This window comes from Nocardia asteroides (assembly GCA_019930625.1).
Classification (GTDB): Bacteria; Actinomycetota; Actinomycetes; order Mycobacteriales; family Mycobacteriaceae; genus Nocardia; species Nocardia sputi.
In genome coordinates, this window is sequence record CP082844.1 from 4,111,295 (window position 1) to 4,128,188 (window position 16,894).

Below are 16,894 nucleotides of genomic sequence, written 5' to 3' on the forward strand. Positions count from 1 at the left end.
GAGGTGGAATCGGCGGCGTCGGGAGAAGGCAGGCTCGGCAATCTGTTCGGGTCGGGCCATGCGCTGTTCGTCTATGGCACTCTCCAGTTCCCGCAAGTCCTGCAGGCTCTGCTCGGGCGAGTGCCGTCACTCGAACCGGCTCAGCTGACCGGTTGGCGCGCCGCCGCGCTGCCGCGGCGGATCTATCCCGGACTGGTCGCCGCGGCACAGGGCGTCGCCCGTGGCGCCGTGCTCAGTGGTCTCACCGCCGAAGAGTGGATGGTCCTCGACGCGTTCGAAGACGACGAGTACGACCTGCGCCGAGTGCGCGTAGACGACCGGAGCGCTCCGGTGTGGACCTATGTCTGGACCGTCGCGGCGGATCCTGTGGATTGGCAACGAGAACGGTTCGCCGCGGAGCATCTCGCAGACTTCACCGCTCGCTCCGCGCGCTGGCGCCAGGATTGCGCGAGCTTCTCGGGTGCCCTGGGTCCCGGATGGTCGAGGCCCTGACGCGCCTGGGTTGCTATTTCAAGACGACCGGTCGTATATTGCTGGCATGGCGCGACCTCGACGCAGCGAAGACACCCGGCGGCTTCTGGTCGAAGAGGGTGCCACGGGGTTCTTGACCACCGGCTACCACGGCACGGGGATCAAACAGATACTGGACAAGGTGGGTGTGCCGAAGGGCTCCTTCTACAACTACTTCGACAGCAAGGAGGAATTCGGTCGCGCGATCATCGAGCATCACTCCTTGTGTGTGCAGCGCAATCTGACCGAGGCGTTCGCCGCCGCGCCGGACCCGGTCAGTGGCCTGCGGGGCTTCTTCGAGCGGCTGATGGACGATTTCGTCGCAGCCGAGTTCACCGGCGGTTGCCTGATCGCGAACCTCGGTGGCGAGCTCGAAGGTAGTGAGCTCCTCCGGGAATCGCTGTCGGCGGCATGGGGCGCTTGGCGTGATCGCGTCGCCGAGCAACTCGCGCACGGGCAGCGCCTCGGCCTGATCCGCTCCGACATCGAGGCGGTCGAACTGGCTGACCTGCTGCTCGAATCGTGGGAGGGAGCGGTGATCAGAATGAAGATCGATCGCACCCCCACGCCCCTGCGCAAGTGCCTGGACCGCCTGCTCGGCGACTATTTCCTGCCCTGATTCGACGGCGTCGTACCCCTCCGGCCTCTTCGTACTCATTCGGAGACGACCGGTCGTATCGAACTGAAGGGAAGATATGAACAAGACGGTGATCGTGACCGGTTCCTCCAGCGGAATCGGTCGCGATATCGCACGGGCGTTCGTGGAACGCGGCGACAATGTCGTGATCAACGGGCGCGACGAGCAGAAGCTGGCGCGGGTCGCCGCCGAACTGGGTGTGCCGGATCGAGTCGCCGCGGTGCCGGGCGATATCGGCGAGCTCACGATCGGAGCGGCTCTGGTCCGCGTGGCCGTCGAGCGGTTCGGCGGCGTGGATGTGCTGGTCAACAACGCCGGCATCTTCGGAGCCAAACCATTCGTGGACGTCACCGAGGAGGATCTGGACGGCTATCTCAACGGAAACCTCAAGGGCACCTACTTCACCACGCAGGCCGTCGTGCGGCGGTTCCTGACGCAGGCGAGGGGCGGCAGCATCGTGAACATCGGCACGGTGCTGATCGACCACGCCCTCGCCGGTCTGCCCGCCTCGGCGGCCCTGGTCAGCAAGGGTGGCGTACACGCGCTGACCACCGGCCTCGCCGCGGAACTCGCCGCCTACGGCATCCGGGTCAACGCGGTCGCCCCCGGGATCATCCGCACGCCGCTGTTCGGCGACGGTGACGAGCAGGCCTCCGGCAGGCTCGCGCTGTTGAACCGCATCGGCGAAGTCGCCGAAACCACCTCCGCCGTGCTGTATCTCGCCGACGCGGAGTTCACCACCGGACACATCCTGCCCGTCGACGGTGGGTTCATCTCGGGAAGGGCAGCCTAGTGCCATACGTGAACATCAAAGTCACCGACGAGGGCGTGACCCGCGAGCAGAAGGCGCGGCTGATCGAGGGCGTCACCGATCTGCTGCACGACGTGCTTGGCAAAGCGCCGGCGAGCACCTACGTGGTGATCGACGAGGTCGCGCTGTCGAACTGGGGCGTCGGCGGGGTCGACGTCGAGCGATGGCGCGAGCAGCAGCGCGCCTGAACTGATCCGGCCGCTGTTGGCGGTGGACCCGGCGCGGCTGTGACGGGGTGACGAACGCCGGAAGCGCCGGTTCCGATCGGAACCGGCGCTTCCGGCGGTCTCTCTACACCCGCAGTGCGTGCGGTTCGATCGCGCCGCGCACCAGCGCCCGCGCGTCGATGGTCTCGGGTTTGTAGGGCAGCTGCGCAAGGCGATCGGTCATGCTCTCGACCGGGTCGTCGACCGATTCCACCATGCCGAACAGGAACGACCATTCGTGCTCGTCGCTGCCGTAGTGCACGACGGTGCCGAACTGCTCGTGGAAACGCTGCCACGAACGCTTCAGGGTCTCGTTGCGCCACATCGTCGCGCAACCGGCCTGGGCGCTCAGCACACCGCCGGGCGCGAGCAGCGCACGACATCGGGACAGGAACTCCGCCTCGTAGAGCCGGTTGTGCTGCGCGTCCTCGACGCGCTCGTCCGGCAGATCGATCACGATGACGTCGTAGCGGGTGCCCGCCTGCGCGGCCGTGGCCAGGAAGTCCCAGCCGTCGGCGTAGTGCACCCTGATCGGTCCCTCACCTGCGACCGCGGCGGCCAGCTCGTCGCTGGAGTAGCCGTAGGGCAGGTGCCGGGCGCACAGCTCGACCTCGAGCTGGTCGATGTCGACGTGGTCGACGTGGGTCGCGCCGGCGGCGACCGACATCTGACTGGCCACGCCCTCCCCGGAGCCGATGACGAGCACTCTGTCCAGCTTCTGGGCCAGCACGAAGGCGGGGACCATCATCGCCTCGTGGTAGGTGAGCTGGGAGAACTCGGTTGACTGGCGGTCGTCGTCGGAGAACAGGCTGATGCCCTGCTCGGTCCGCGCGATGACCATGTGCTGGAACGGGGTGTGGGTGTCGACGATCACCTCGTGCAGGTCCCAGATGCGGGTCAGGCCCGCACCCACCGGTTCCTCGATCCGCTGGCTGCCGTGCCCCCGGCGAATGACCTGCATGCGGACGTTTTCTGGAGCCAGGGCATCGCGCAGCAGCTCGACCGCCTTCGAGGCGCCCGCGCCGATGCTGCCGCAGGTGAAGACGTCGACGAAGATGTCGCCGGACTCCGGATAGGTGTGAATCGAGGCGTGGGACTCCGACAACAGCGCGAGGACGGTCACCCCCTGCGGTTCGAACTTCTTGTGTACGACATCGCAGATGGTGACGCCCGCCGCGATCAGAGACTCACGCAACGCCGATTCGAGTCGTTCGAGATCGTCGCAGAGGGCTGCGTCGACACCACCGAACTCGGCCAGCACATGCCAACCGGTGAATTCCGCCGTCATGGGCAAACTCACTCTCGCTCAGCGCCCGAGACATGAACGGTCAAGGGCGGAAAACCATTGAATGACACCGACGAATAGCTCGCGGTATAGGCACCGGTGTCGAGGATTCGAACGCGATCACCGGCTCGCAACGTGGTCGGTAGGAGGACTCGCGTGCGTTGATACAGTACATCGTCGCCGTCGCAGGTCGGACCGGCCACCACCGCCTCGTCGACGGGGTCGCCGTCCCGGTCGGTGACGAACCGGTAGGCGATGTACTCGTTCTCGGTCTCGGCCATACCGTTGTAGCGGCCGATGTCGAGATACACCCAGCGCCGTCCGTCCGGCGCGGTGCGGACGCCGACGACCTCGGCGTGGATCGTGCCCGCCGAACCGACCAGCGCCCGGCCCGGTTCGACGACCAATCCGGTACTCCCGGAAAGGAATTCGGTCGCCGCGTGTTTGATCACGGCGGCGATCTCGGTCGGCGCGGGCGCCGGGTCGGCGTAGGAGATCGGCAGCCCGCCGCCGATGTTCACCCAGCTGACTTGAATGTCTTTGTCCGCCAATGCTTCCACGATCCGCCCCGCCTGTTCGATGCCGATCCGCCACGCGGTGGGATCCAGTTGCTGGGAGCCGACGTGGAAGTACGGCCCGGCGACGACGAGCCCGAGATCCCGCGCCCGGACCAGTAGCCGGAACGCCTCACCCGGGGTGCAGCCGAACTTCGTGCCGAACGGTGTGCGCGACTCCGGCGCCGAGGCGAGGAAGCGGCACTCCACCTCGGAGCCGGGTGCGTGCTCCGCGATGCGCAGCAGGTCGTCCTCGGTGTCGAACGCGAAGCGACGCACCCCTTGGGCATGAGCCAGGGCGATGTGGGCGGCTTTCTTGATCGGGTTGCCGTAGCACAAGCGCTCCGGCGCCACACCCAGCCCGAGGCACAGGTCGATCTCGCCGATGCTGGCCACGTCGAATTCCGCGCCTTCCTCGTCGAGCAGGCGCACGATCTCCGGCACCGGGCTCGCCTTCACGGCGAAACGGATCCTCGTCGGCGCGCCCGTGTCGGCGGACAGGGCGGCAGCGAGCGCGCGGTAATTCTGGCGAACACGCTCCGGATGGATGACAAGGTACGGCGATTCGGGCATAGTTGATCTTTCGCTTGGCAGCGGGGGAGAGAGTATCAGCGGCCCGTACCCAGAAACGAATCCGTCGAAACCTGGGTTCGCCACGCGGTCGCGCACCCCCGTCCTCCTGGCGCGACGGAGCTACTGACCTGCGTGGATGCGGGACCGATGGCCGATGCGGGCTCAGCCGGCGGACACGGTGACGTCGTCGAAGACGACCTCGCCCGCGGCATCGGACTCGGCGAGGTCGACCACCGCGTCGATCGACCAGCCGTGGTCGCCCGCCGGGTCGTCCAGCACCTGCCGGACCTGCCAGAAACCGGGTCTTCGTTCCACCTGGAACAGCTGCGGACCCCTGGCGTCGGGCCCCGTGCCGATCCGCTCGTATTCCGCGTAATAGTCGGCGAACGCCTGCGCCCAATCCGGGCCCGGAGCGAGCTCGGCCAGCTCCTCCCAGCGCCGCAACGCGGCGAGTTCGACGCGGCGGAACATCGCGTTGCGGACCATCACCCGGAACGCGCGCTCGTTGGCGGAGATCGGACGTACCGTTTCGGCGCCGAAGGCGATCTGATCGGCGTCGGTCTCCGCACCCGGGTTGGTCAGTTGCTCCCACTCGTCGAGCAGGCTCGAATCCACTTGGCGGACAAGCTCTCCGAGCCATTCGGTGATGTCGTCGAGCTCCTCGGTGCGCGCCGACTCCGGCACCGTGCGCCGTAGCGCGCGGTAGGCGTCGGCGAGGTAGCGCAGCACCACGCCCTCGGAGCGGGCCAGTTCGTAGAAGGAGATCAGCTCCGCGAAGGTCATGGCGCGCTCGATCATGTCGCGCACCACCGACTTCGGCGCGGGCGCGAACTCCGACACCCACGGGTGCCCGGCGCGGTAGGTCTCGTACGCAGGCTCGATCAGCTCGGCCAGCGGCTTGGGCCAGGTCACCTCTTCGAGCAGTTCCATCCGCTCGTCGTAGTCGATGCCGTCGGCCTTCATTTCCGCGATGGCCTCGCCGCGCGCCTTGTGCTGCTGGGCCATCAGCAGTTGACGCGGATCCTCCAACGTGGATTCGATGAGCGACACCACGTCGAGGGTATAACTCGGAGATTCTTTGTCCAGCAGTTCCAGCGCGGCCAGCGCGAACGGCGACAGCGGCTGGTCGAGGGCGAAGTCGCGCTGCAGATCGACGGTCAAGCGGGCGCGGCGGCCCTGGGCGTCCGGTTCCGGAAGCTGCTGCACCACCCCGGCATCGCGCAGTGCGCGATAGAGGCGGATGGCGCGCAGGATGTGCCTGCGCTGGGCAGGTCGCGGCTCGTGGTTGTCCTCCAGCAGGTGGCGCATGGCGGTGAAGCAGTTGCCCGGCCTGGCGATCACGTTCAGCAGCATGGCGTTGGTGACCGTGAATCGCGACACCATCGGCTCCGGTTGCGCGGTGACCAAACGATCGAAGGTCTCCTCGCTCCAGGAGACGAAACCCTCCGGCGGTTTGCGACGCTGCACCTTGCGCTGTTTCTTGGGGTCGTCGCCCGCCTTGGCCAGCAACCGGGTGTTCTCCACCTCGTGTTCGGGCGCTTGCACGACGACGGTGCCCATCGTGTCGTATCCCGCCCGCCCCGCCCGGCCCGCGATCTGATGGAACTCTCGCGCCTTGAGCCTACGGGTGCGCACGCCGTCGAACTTGGTCAGTCCGGTCAGCAGCACCGTGCGGATGGGCACGTTGATCCCGACGCCGAGGGTGTCGGTGCCGCACACCACCTTCAACAGGCCGTCCTGAGCCAGGCGCTCCACCAAGCGCCGGTACTTCGGCAGCATGCCCGCGTGATGCACGCCGATACCGTGCCGGATCAGCCGGGACAGGGTCTTGCCGAACCCCGCCGCGAAACGGAACTCGCCCAGCGCTGCGGCGATCGCGTCCTTCTCGGCCCGCGTCGCGAAGTTCACGCTCGTCAGCGCCTGCGCGCGCTCGAGCGCGGCGGCCTGGGTGAAGTGCACGACGTACACCGGAGCCTGGTGGGTGGTGACCAGCTCCTCGAGAGTCTCGGTGATCGGAGTGCGGGCATAGGAGAAGCTCAGCGGCACGGGGCGCTCGGTGCCCGCGACGATCGCGGTGGAGCGGCCGGTGCGGCGTTCCAGGTCGCGTGCGAAGAAGTCGACCTCGCCGAGCGTGGCCGACATGAGCAGGAACTGGGCGCGCGACAGTTCCAGCAACGGGACCTGCCACGCCCAGCCGCGATCGGGGTCGGCGTAGAAGTGGAATTCGTCCATCACGACTTGGCCGACGTCGGCGGCCGCGCCCTCGCGCAGCGCCAGATTGGCCAGGATCTCCGCGGTAGCGCAGATGATCGGCGCATCCGGATTCACCGCGGCGTCGCCGGTGACCATACCGACGCGGTCGGCTCCGAACACCTCGCACAGGGCGAAGAATTTCTCGCTCACCAGCGCCTTGATCGGCGCGGTGTAGTACGTGCGCAGCCCCTGGGTGAGGGCGAACAGATGCGCCCCGACCGCGACGAGCGACTTTCCGGAACCGGTCGGGGTGGCGAGGATGACGTTGGATCCGGAAGCCAGCTCGAGCAGCGCCTCGTCCTGCGCCGGGTAGAGCGGGGTGCCCTGCTCGGCGGCCCACATCCCGAACGACTCGTAGAGCGCATCGGCGTCGGTCCCCGGGATGTCGAGCAGTTCGGTCAGATCCACTCCGACCACCCTACGGCCTCGCTATCGGGCACGCGTGCAGGGGCGATCGGGTCCCGACCGCCGCGCGATCAGTCCTGCTCGCTCTCGTCGTCACCCTTGGCGCGGCTCTGCTCGGCGAGGAATCGCTCGAACTCCGCGCCCAGCTCGTCACCGCTGGGCAGCTCGCCGTCGCCCACCAGCAGGCTCGACTGCCGCTCCTGCGCGGTCACGAAGCTGTCGTACTGCCGTTCCAGGGCATGCACGACGGTCTCCACCTCGACGTTGCCGGCGATGTGCTCGTTGACCTGCTCGCGGACGCGTGCGGCGGCCTCGCCGAGGGCGGCCAGCGGGAACTCCAAGCCCGCGTTGTCGGCGACATTCTCCAGCAACGTCTGCGCGGCCTCCGGATAGGCGGTCTGCGCCAGATAGTGCGGGACGTGCACCGAGAAACCGACCGACTCGTGACCGTGCTGCGCCATGCGGAATTCCAGCAGCGAGGAAGCGCTGCCCGGCACCTGGAGCTCGCCCGGCCACCGCTGATGCTCGGAGATGAGGTCGCGGTCGGAGGAATGCGCGGTCACGCCGAGCGGGCGAGTGTGCGGAATCGCCATCGGGATGGCGCTCAGGCCGATGCTGCGGCGCACACCGAGCTGTTCGGCGAGCAGCCGCACCGCGGTGGTGAACTTCTCCCAGCGCAGATCCGGTTCCAGACCTGCGAGCAACAGGAACGGGGTCCCCGCGGTGTCGCGCAACGCCCAGAGGTTGAGCTCCGGCTCGGCGTAGTCGGAGAAATGATCGGTCTTGAACGTCATGAGCGGACGCCGCGACCGGTAATCCAGCAGCTCGTCCACGTCGAACGAGGCGACCAGCTCGCTTTCGAGGCTCTCGCGCAGGTGCGTGGTCGCCAGCCGTACCGCGTGCCCGGCGTCGGTGAAACCTTCCAGCCCGTGCACCAGGACCGGGCCCGCGCCGTCGGCGGACGACAGCTGCGGAGCGGGGAACTCCAATTCGTACATTCGCGACTCGTAGTCCATCGCGTACTCCTTCCTGCGCGGCTCCTGCGGCCCGGACACGTACCTCACGCGCCAGTGTGGTTGCCTGCTCGATGGTTCGCCACCCCTGGTGACAGGGGGAGACGAGCAGTCGTCCGAACCGGGGACCACCGTCCATTGTCCCCCATGCCGGTGACGGTCACCGCGCACGGCCGGACACCGACCCGTACTCCCAGGCAACAGCATCGGTAGCCCGCGCATTCCCGGCCCGGCGGCGTGGCATCGCTGGCTGGACACCCGGAGTTTGGCACAGTGGGGGTGTGACCGTGGCCGATTCGACGCGCAGCCGGCTGGGCTGTGTGGTGCCCCTCGTCTGCGCGGTACTGCTCGCCGGATGCGGGTCGACGGTGCCGGGACGACCGGTCTCGTCGGCGCAGACCACACAGACCACGGTGACCAGGCATGTGAGCGCCGAACTGCCGACGCTGCTGCCGGATCCGGGGCAGTTCCCCCCGCCGTACACGGCGGTGGTGCTGCCGCAGGAGGCCGTCGCTCGAGCGGCGGGCGACCTGGACGGTATCGGCCGCGGCGCGAACGTCGAGCCCGATCGGTGCGTGCCGCCGCACCAGGACTTCGGACCCGATCGCACGGCGATGGCGGTCGGCACGGACGACGCCACGCGCGCCACCCTGACCGTCGAATTGACCCGCACCGATGAGCCGTTGGCGTCCTTGCGCACCAGACTGCAACAGTGCGGATCGGTGCGGGTGACGCGCGCGGGCGCCGCCACCACCGTGACGACCGAAATCACTGCGCCACCGCCGATGGACGCCGACGACGCTCTTTCGCTGCGCAGGACCGTGCGACCGGAGTCGGGAGGCGCCGGGCTGACCCAGTCCATGCGCACGCACGTCGGGCAGATCGAGGACGTGCGAATTTCGGTGACCTACATGTCGTTCGCCGACAGCGAACCGGATATCGCGGCACTGGATGCGCTGTTCGCCACCGCGGTGCGCGAAGTGCGGGAGAAATAGCGGCCCTGGCCGCACAGTAACAGGCGTCACCGACATCGATCGCGATTTCTGACTCCGGGCAGTCGAGTGATACACAGTCAGCGGCGAATTCCACAGGCTCGCCGAATCACCAGGTCGGCGTCCGAGCAGGGCGACCGCGCAGCCGCATGGTCGAAGCATGACCACTTCCGCGAACCCGTTTCCCGCCCCTGAACCTGTCGAGGCCGGGCATACCGACAAGAACGACGCATCCCGGGTGGGTCCCGGCAGTAAGCACGCGTCGACCTGCGGCGTTCCATCCAAGGCCGCACGGCGAGCCGCTCCCGTCGTCGCGCAGAGATCGTTTTCGCACACGACGATCAGCGGGACGCGTACGTGGCATCCGGAAGAGCGGGCTCGGCATGCCCGATGCCGTGACGATCCTCCGCAATATCCGGCCACGCCGGATAACGCTGTACGCGTGGACGACCCGGGCGAGTTGATCGCCGCGGTACCGGCGATGCTGGGATTCACCCCGGAACGGTCGGTGGTCGTCCTCGTTCTGCGAAGCGGGACGGTCGGCGGTGCGATCATCGACGCGGTGGCGCGGTTCGATCTGGATGCGCCCGGTGGCCGGCGCGTGCGCGGCGCGACGCTGGCGGCCGCGGTCGCGCGGATCTGCGCGCACGACGAGGCGGCCGAGGTTCTGGCGGTCGTCGTCGACGAAAGCGCCGTGGAACCGGAAAGTCGCGCCGACTCGCACGGTTGCGCGGCCGGACGATTCGACGTGCTGGTCGGTTCACTCGGCAGGCGGTTGGCGGCGTGTGACATCTCGCTCGGCGGGGTATGGGCGGTGCCCGCCATCACCGCCGGGCAGCATTGGTGGACGTTGGCGGGGCCGCGGCGGCGCGGCGTGCTCCGGGATCCGGCCGCCTCCCTGGTGGCGCTGACCCATGTGCTGGACGGCAGGCCGATTCGTGGTTCGCGTTCGGAGATCAGCGAGCTGGTCGCGGTGGATCCACTCGCACACGCCGAGGTGGCCGCCCACTTGGACGACGCGCTCGCTCACGCGCGGGAGCGCTATGCGGGGGCCGCGCGTCGCGGTGATCCCGCCGGGTACAGCAGGCAAGCGCTCGACTACGTGTTGTGGCAGATCGCCAACACCGCCTCCGGCGCCGCGTTGTCGGCACCCGAACTCGCGAGAATCGCTGCCGCCCTGCGCGATCGAGCGGTGCGGGACACGATGTTCGCCTTGGCCGTCGGCGACCAGGCCGACGCGGCCGAGGCGGTGTGGGCCGCGCTGACGCGCGTACTGTCCGGTCCCGATCGCGCCGAAGCCGCCGCACTGCTCGGCTACAGCGCTTACGTCCGCGGCTACGGACCGCTGGCGGGCATCGCGCTGGAGGCCGCGCTGGCGGCGGATCCGGGACATCCGATGGCGAGACTGCTCGATGCCTCGCTGCGTTCGGGTATGCGCCCGCAGCAGCTACGGCGACTCGCCCACAGCGGCTACCGAGTCGCTGCGGGGCTCGGGGTCGACCTGGGTACGGCGGAGCCATGAGATCGCCTGTGGCGCCCAGCACTACCGAATCGGCTGTGCGGCGTTCGGTGAGCTGGGCCCCGTCGGATCGCTGCGACCTCGTGATTCACGCTGCTTCGCCCGGACACACGGCGCCGCGGCGATCCTGGCGTCGGTGCGGTGGCGCGCTCATGGCTGCCCGAGTCGGTCAGGGGCCGAGCCGGGCACTCCGCAGCCGGTTACTTCGCGCTGTGCGCGCGGGGACCGAGCGACTGGAGGAAACCCCAAGCGTCGCTGACGATCTCGTCGAGGTCGTTGTGTTCGGGACGCCAGCCGAGCTCCGCGACGGCACGCTCGCTGGACGCGATCAGGGTCGCCGGGTCGCCGGGGCGGCGGGGGGCGTCCTGCGCCGTGATCGGCAGGCCGGTGACGCGCTCGCAGGCCGAAATAACCTCGCGCACGGAAAATCCGGCGCCGCTGCCGAGGTTGTAGATCCGGTGGGTACCTGCTTCCGCGGTCGCCAAGGCCAGCAGATGGGCTTGGGCGAGGTCGCGGATGTGGATGTAGTCGCGGACCGCGGTGCCGTCCGGGGTCGGCCAATCGGTGCCGAAGACCGAGATCGCCTTGCGATGCCCTGCGGCGACTTGCAGCACCAGCGGGATGAGATGCGTTTCCACCACCCGGTTCTCGCCGAGACCACCGTATGCGCCCGCGACGTTGAAGTACCGCAAGCTGGTCGCGGCCAGTCCGTGCGCGACCGCGTAGGAGGTGATGGCATGGTCGATGGCCAGCTTCGACGCGCCGTAGGGATTGGTCGGGCGGGTCGGAGCGTCCTCGGGGATGGGCACCTGCTCCGGTTCCCCGTAGACCGCCGCCGTGGAGGAGAAGACCAGTCGCCGCGTGCCCGCGCGCCGCATCGCCTCCAGCAGCTCGAGCGTTTTCACCACATTGCCGTGCCAGTATTTCTCCGGCTGCTGCACCGATTCGCCGACCAGCGACTGCGCCGCGAAATGCAGGACGCCATCGAAGGGCTCGGCAGCCAGCAGTGCGGGCGCGGCGACCGCTACGTCACCCTCGACGAACCGGGCCTCGGAGGGGACGCCGTCGGCATTTCCGGTGGACAGATCATCGACCACGACTACCGAGTGGCCGGCTTCCAGCAGGACCTGGGCGCAGACGCCGCCGACGTAGCCCGCGCCACCTGTGACGAGAAGTTTCACGTGTCAGGCCAGCTTCACCTGGACGGCGTGCGCCATCTCGTCAGGCAGTTCGAAACCGTCGTGGCCGGGCACGGTGATGACGACCGAACCCGGCCGAGTCTCCACCGTGACGCGGGCATCGGGCACCACGCCCGCCTCGCGCAGCCTGCCGATGACCTCCGGGTCGGTCTGGATGTGCTCGGCGAGCCTGCGCACGACGACGGCGTGTACATGGCCGTGCGGCAGGTCCGACAGGCGCAGCAGCTTCTCGTCGGCGGGGGCGGGCGGCATGATGCCCAACTCGTCCAAGCCGGGGATGGGGTTGCCGTACGGGGAGGTGGTCGGGTGGTTGAGCACCTCTACCAGGCGGCGCTCGACGTCCTCGCTCATCACGTGCTCCCAGCGACAAGCCTCCGCGTGCACGTTCTGCCAGTCGAGGCCGATGATGTCGACGAGCAGCCGTTCGGCCAGCCGGTGCTTGCGCATGACCGCGACGGCCATGCTGCGCCCCTTCTCGGTCAGCTCCAGATGACGGTCTCCGGCCACCAGCAGCAGACCGTCGCGTTCCATCCGTGCGACGGTCTGGCTCACGGTGGGACCACTCTGTTCGAGGCGCTCGGCGATCCGGGCGCGCAGGGGCACCACGCCCTCCTCCTCGAGGTCGTAGATGGTACGGAGATACATCTCCGTGGTGTCGACCAGATCCTTCACCTGTTACCCCTTCGTCGGCACGAATTCTACCCACGCACGACGGCACTCCCGTGTGCCGTATCGTGCCGCACCACACTGCGCACGACATCTCCGGTGGCATTGCGGGAACCCGATCGGCGCACGGCAGACGGCCGTGAACGTACTTTCTTGTATTTGTACTGCATAACAACGTTTCGCGGGGTTGCTTGCTTCCCACTAGCGTTGCGATCATGGCCACTGCACCGCGCGGCGAACCTCAGGCGCCGATTTCGCCCGGGACGAGCCGGCCCGGAACCGTCGTCTGGACGGAGCGGTTCCTGGATTACACCTGGACTCCGGAGCATCCGATGAAACCGGCACGCCTGAAGTTCACCATGGCGCTGGCGGAGAGTCTGGGGGTGCTCGAGGGTGTCGAGCTGCTCGAACCCGCCGCCGCCGGGCGTCCGGACCTGCTGCGCATCCATACGCCCGACTACCTCGACGCGGTCGAACGCGCCGTTGCACCGGTGGGCGCGCCTGCCGCCCCGCCCTACGGCCTCGGCTCCCCGGACAATCCGGTCTTCCCGCGCATGCACCAGGCCGCGTCCACGATCGTGGGCGGTACCCTGGCCGCGGCCAGGGAGATCGCGGAGGGCCGCACCAAGCGAGCGGTGAGTATCGGGGGCGGCATGCACCACGCCATGCCCGATTCGGCGTCGGGCTTCTGCGTGTACAACGACCCGGCGGTGGCCATCTCCTGGCTGCTCGACCACGGTTTCGACCGGATCGCCTACATCGATGTGGACGTGCACCACGGTGACGGCGTGCAGCGCGCCTTCTACGCCGACCCTCGGGTGCTGACCATCTCGCTGCATCAGCATCCGGCCACCTTGTGGCCCAACACCGGCTGGCCGGAGGAGACCGGCGTCGGCGCGGCTGAGGGCACGTCGATCAACCTGCCGCTGTTGCCCGGCACTCGGGATGCGCAGTGGCTGCGCGGATTCCACGCCGTGGTCCCGGGCGCGGTGGCGGCATTCGGCCCGCAGATCGTGGTCAGCCAGTGCGGCGTGGACACCCATCGCGAAGACCCGTTGGCGGATCTGGAACTCACCGTCGACGGTCAGCGGGCGGCTTTCCGCGCCATGCGCGACCTCGCCGACCGATATGCCGAAGGACGCTGGCTCGCCGTCGGCGGCGGCGGATACGGCCTGATCAGGGTGGTGCCGCGGGCGTGGACGCATCTGCTGGCCACCGCCCTGGACCGCACCGTCGACCCCGCTGCGCCGATTCCGCAGGATTGGATCGACACGATCCGCGCGGCGGCGCCGCGTGCGGACCCGCCGCGCACCATGGGCGACGGCGGTGACACCGCCTACCGTCCGTGGGACGGCCCCGGCGGTACCGGTGAGACCGGTGACGTGCGGATAGATCGCGCCCAACGTGCCGTCGACCTGGCCGTCCTGGCCACCCGCCGAGCGACTTTCGGGTTGCTAGGTCTCGACCCGGAGGACCCTCGTGACTGACTTTCTCGATACCCCGGACGCTCCCGCGACCCCGCCCCTGCCGCCACAGCACTGGTTCGCCGACGTGCTGGCCTCCGACGGAGGTGTCGTACGACTGCGCCCGATCACACCCGACGACTCCGACCGGCTGCAGGAGTTCCACAGCGCGCTCTCCGATCGCACCAGGTACCTGCGATATTTCGGGCCGTACCCGCGGATCTCGCCCAGGGACCTGTATCGCACCACACACGTCGACTATCACGACCGGGTCGGACTGGTGCTGGAACTGGGGGAGGCGATCGTCGCGGTGGGCCGCTACGAACTACTGGAACGGAACGGACCGCGTGCGGCGGAGGTCGCGTTCGTGGTGGCCGACGGACATCAAGGACGTGGGCTCGGCTCGATCCTGCTCGAGCACCTGGCCGGCGCCGCCGCCGAGAACAAGATCGAGACCTTCGTCGCCGAGGTGCTCGCGGAGAACACGGTGATGGTGACCGTCTTCCGCGACGCGGGTTATCAGGTCGAACGCAGCCGCGACGGATCGGTTCTCCACCTCGAATTCGCCATCGATCCCACCGAAGCGTTGCTGTCGGTGCGTGATTCGCGCGAACGCGCGTCGGAGGCGCGCAGTGTGGGCAATCTGCTCGCTCCGCGCTCGGTCGCGGTGATCGGCGCCACCCCTGCCACGGGGCGGGTCGGCGGTGCGGTGCTGTCGAATCTGCTCTCCGGCCTGTTCCAGGGACCGGTGTTCCCGGTGAACCCGAACCGTAGATCGGTGCGCGGGGTACGGGCGTATGCGACGGTCCGGGAGATTCCGGACGAGGTCGACCTGGCGGTGGTGGCGGTGCCGCCGACGGCGATCGGGTCGGTACTCGACGACTGCATGGCCAAGGGCGTCAAAGGTCTCGTGGTGTTGACCGCGGGTTTCGGTGAGACCGGCGCGGACGGCCTGGCGGCCGAACGCGAACTCGTGGCCGCCGCTCGTGGGCACGGGATGCGCGTGGTCGGGCCGAGTGCGCTCGGCATCGCGAATACCGACCCGGCGGTCGCCTTGAACGCGACTCTCGCCACGGTGTTGCCCGGTCGCGGGCGAATCGGGTTCTTCTGTCAGTCCGGGCCCCTGGGCGCGGCCATCCTCGGCGAGGCGGCGGCTCGCAATCTCGGCTTGTCGACGTTCGTGTCCGCTGGTAACCGCGCCGACGTCTCCGGCAACGACCTGCTGCAGTACTGGGACAGCGACCCGGACACCGATGTGGTCCTGCTGTATCTGGAAAGCTTCGGCAATCCCCGCAAGTTCTCCCGGATCGCGCGGCGGGTGGCCCGTACCAAACCGATCGTGGCGGTGAGCAGCGGCCGCTCGGTCGCCCAGCCCGCGGGAGACATGGACCGCTCGATCGTGCGCGATCTGTTCGCCCAGGCGGGCATCGTCCAAGTCGATTCGATCTCCGAACTGTTCGACTGTGCCGCTCTGCTGGGCTACCAGCCATTGCCCCGCGGCTCACGCTTGGCGGTCGTCGGTAACAGCACCGCTCTCAATTGGCTGGCTCTCGACGCGGCGCGAGGCGAGGGCCTCGAGGTGGGAGATCCAGTCAACTTGGGCCCACAGGCGACTCCGGGCGCGTATTTGGACGCACTGGTCGCTGCCCTGCGCTCCGACGAGACGGACGCCGTGATCGTCGTGTTCGCACCGCCGGTGCCCCTGCCGACGGCGGGCTTCGCCGACGCGATCAGGGCGGCGGCTGCCGCCGTGCCCGATGCCCAGAAGCCGATTCTCACCACGTTCGTCGCCGAGCAAGGCATCCCGAACCTGCTCGCGGTGCGCGGGCCGGGCGCGACAGCGGTGCACGGGTCGATCCCGTCGTATCCCGATCCGGAACGCGCCGCGCGAGCCCTGGCCCGGGTCCGGCGATACGCCGAATGGCGGACAAGGCCCGTGTCGCCGGTGGTACGGCCGCCGGGCATCGACACCGACCGCGCCCGTCAACTGGTGGCGGACTGGATGGCCGGGTCGGGCGGTCGCAGGCTCACCGATCTGGAAACGGTGGAACTGCTCGCGTGCTACGGCATTTCGGTCGTGGAGTTCCGCGAGGTGCGCACCGCGGAGGAGGCGGTCGCTGCCGCGGAAGAACTCGGCTATCCGGTGGCGGCCAAGGCGACGGGCGAACTGTGGCGGCGCAGACCGGATCTCACCGGTGTACGGCTCGATCTGTGGCGGCCGGAGGCGGTGCGGCAAGGTTACGCGGATCTGGCGGAGTTGTGCGGTGATCCGGTGCTGCACATCCAGAAGATGGCCACCAAGGGCGTCGGCTGCATCCTGCGGGTGCAGGACGACCCGTCGTTCGGCTCGGTCATCGAATTCGGGTTGTCCGGTCTGATCATCGAGTTGCTCGGCGACCGCGCCTATCGGGCGCTGCCGCTGACCGCCGACGAGGCGATGGCGCTGATCGACGCACCGCGGGCCGCGCCTTTGCTGTCGGGTACCCCGGCGAGCCCCCGCGTGGACAAGGCAGCCCTCGCCGAACTGGCACAGCGTATTTCGGCTTTGTTCGACGATCTGCCGGAGATGCGAGAGTTGTCCTTCGATCCGGTGCTGGCTTCGCCCACATCGGCGGAGATCCTCTACGCGCGCGGCCGTATCGGCCCGGAGCCGAGTCGTTTCGACACCGGGCCGCGCCGGCTGGGCTGAGCCGTCACCAGCGGGTGTGCCGGGCAGGCGGGGCGGGACTGGCGCGGCTGAGCGGACGGCTCGCACACGTCACGGACCGGACCCGCAGCCTTGCCCTGTTGTCGCTGCTCGTGGCGGTG

At 68.6% G+C, this 16,894-nt stretch carries 14 protein-coding genes; 8 read left to right on the forward strand and 6 right to left on the reverse strand.

The window, feature by feature from the left end; all coding sequences use genetic code 11:
* Positions 1-3: 3 nt before the first annotated feature.
* The 4 genes from K8O92_18945 (at position 4) to K8O92_18960 (ending at position 2,146) form a co-directional block, all read left to right on the forward strand.
* The gene (locus K8O92_18945) at positions 4-492 is read left to right on the forward strand and encodes a gamma-glutamylcyclotransferase (GenBank protein UAK30038.1); all 489 of its coding nucleotides are present in this window, start codon (positions 4-6) and stop codon (positions 490-492) included.
* A gap of 46 nt (positions 493-538) precedes the next feature.
* Entirely contained in the window at positions 539-1,129 is a 591-nt protein-coding gene (locus tag K8O92_18950) for a TetR/AcrR family transcriptional regulator (GenBank protein ID UAK30039.1), read from the forward strand.
* A gap of 76 nt (positions 1,130-1,205) precedes the next feature.
* The gene (locus K8O92_18955) at positions 1,206-1,940 is read left to right on the forward strand and encodes an SDR family oxidoreductase (protein UAK30040.1); all 735 of its coding nucleotides are present in this window, start codon (positions 1,206-1,208) and stop codon (positions 1,938-1,940) included.
* A complete protein-coding gene (locus K8O92_18960) occupies positions 1,940-2,146 on the forward strand; it encodes a 4-oxalocrotonate tautomerase family protein (GenBank protein ID UAK30041.1) in 207 nt (68 codons plus the stop codon). Before K8O92_18955 ends, K8O92_18960 begins: the two co-directional genes overlap by 1 nt.
* Positions 2,147-2,249: 103 nt before the next feature.
* Here K8O92_18960 and speD read toward each other — a convergent pair whose 3' ends face one another.
* From speD to K8O92_18980, 4 genes are all read right to left on the reverse strand, one after another.
* Positions 2,250-3,452, reverse strand: a complete 1,203-nt coding sequence (gene speD, locus K8O92_18965) for an adenosylmethionine decarboxylase (protein UAK30042.1) — start codon at positions 3,450-3,452, stop codon at positions 2,250-2,252.
* Between the two features lie 8 nt (positions 3,453-3,460).
* On the reverse strand, positions 3,461-4,576 hold the full coding sequence (locus K8O92_18970; GenBank protein UAK30043.1) for a type III PLP-dependent enzyme: 1,116 nt from the start codon (positions 4,574-4,576) through the stop codon (positions 3,461-3,463).
* Between the two features lie 162 nt (positions 4,577-4,738).
* Positions 4,739-7,237 carry a DUF3516 domain-containing protein gene (locus K8O92_18975; GenBank protein UAK30044.1) on the reverse strand — a complete coding sequence of 833 codons (2,499 nt, stop codon included), beginning with the start codon at positions 7,235-7,237 and terminating at the stop codon, positions 4,739-4,741.
* 68 nt (positions 7,238-7,305) lie between these two features.
* Positions 7,306-8,250, reverse strand: a complete 945-nt coding sequence (locus tag K8O92_18980) for a PAC2 family protein (protein UAK30045.1) — start codon at positions 8,248-8,250, stop codon at positions 7,306-7,308.
* Positions 8,251-8,528: 278 nt separating this feature from the next.
* Between K8O92_18980 and K8O92_18985 the strand changes: the two genes are divergently transcribed.
* Together K8O92_18985 and K8O92_18990 are read left to right on the forward strand one after the other, a co-directional pair.
* The gene (locus K8O92_18985) at positions 8,529-9,242 is read left to right on the forward strand and encodes a sensor domain-containing protein (GenBank protein UAK30046.1); all 714 of its coding nucleotides are present in this window, start codon (positions 8,529-8,531) and stop codon (positions 9,240-9,242) included.
* Positions 9,243-9,399: 157 nt separating this feature from the next.
* A complete protein-coding gene (locus K8O92_18990) occupies positions 9,400-10,761 on the forward strand; it encodes a DUF4192 domain-containing protein (protein ID UAK30047.1) in 1,362 nt (453 codons plus the stop codon).
* 197 nt (positions 10,762-10,958) lie between these two features.
* Here K8O92_18990 and galE read toward each other — a convergent pair whose 3' ends face one another.
* Both galE and K8O92_19000 read right to left on the reverse strand, forming a co-directional pair.
* Positions 10,959-11,939: a UDP-glucose 4-epimerase GalE gene (galE, locus tag K8O92_18995; protein ID UAK30048.1), complete on the reverse strand. Its 981-nt coding sequence runs from the start codon at positions 11,937-11,939 to the stop codon at positions 10,959-10,961.
* Between the two features lie 3 nt (positions 11,940-11,942).
* Positions 11,943-12,629 carry a FeoA domain-containing protein gene (locus K8O92_19000; protein UAK30049.1) on the reverse strand — a complete coding sequence of 229 codons (687 nt, stop codon included), beginning with the start codon at positions 12,627-12,629 and terminating at the stop codon, positions 11,943-11,945.
* Positions 12,630-12,838: 209 nt separating this feature from the next.
* Between K8O92_19000 and K8O92_19005 the strand changes: the two genes are divergently transcribed.
* Together K8O92_19005 and K8O92_19010 are read left to right on the forward strand one after the other, a co-directional pair.
* Positions 12,839-14,110: an acetoin utilization protein AcuC gene (locus K8O92_19005; protein ID UAK30050.1), complete on the forward strand. Its 1,272-nt coding sequence runs from the start codon at positions 12,839-12,841 to the stop codon at positions 14,108-14,110.
* Positions 14,103-16,775 (forward strand): GNAT family N-acetyltransferase, encoded by a 2,673-nt coding sequence (locus tag K8O92_19010; protein ID UAK30051.1) that lies wholly within the window; start codon positions 14,103-14,105, stop codon positions 16,773-16,775. Before K8O92_19005 ends, K8O92_19010 begins: the two co-directional genes overlap by 8 nt.
* Positions 16,776-16,894: the final 119 nt, after the last annotated feature.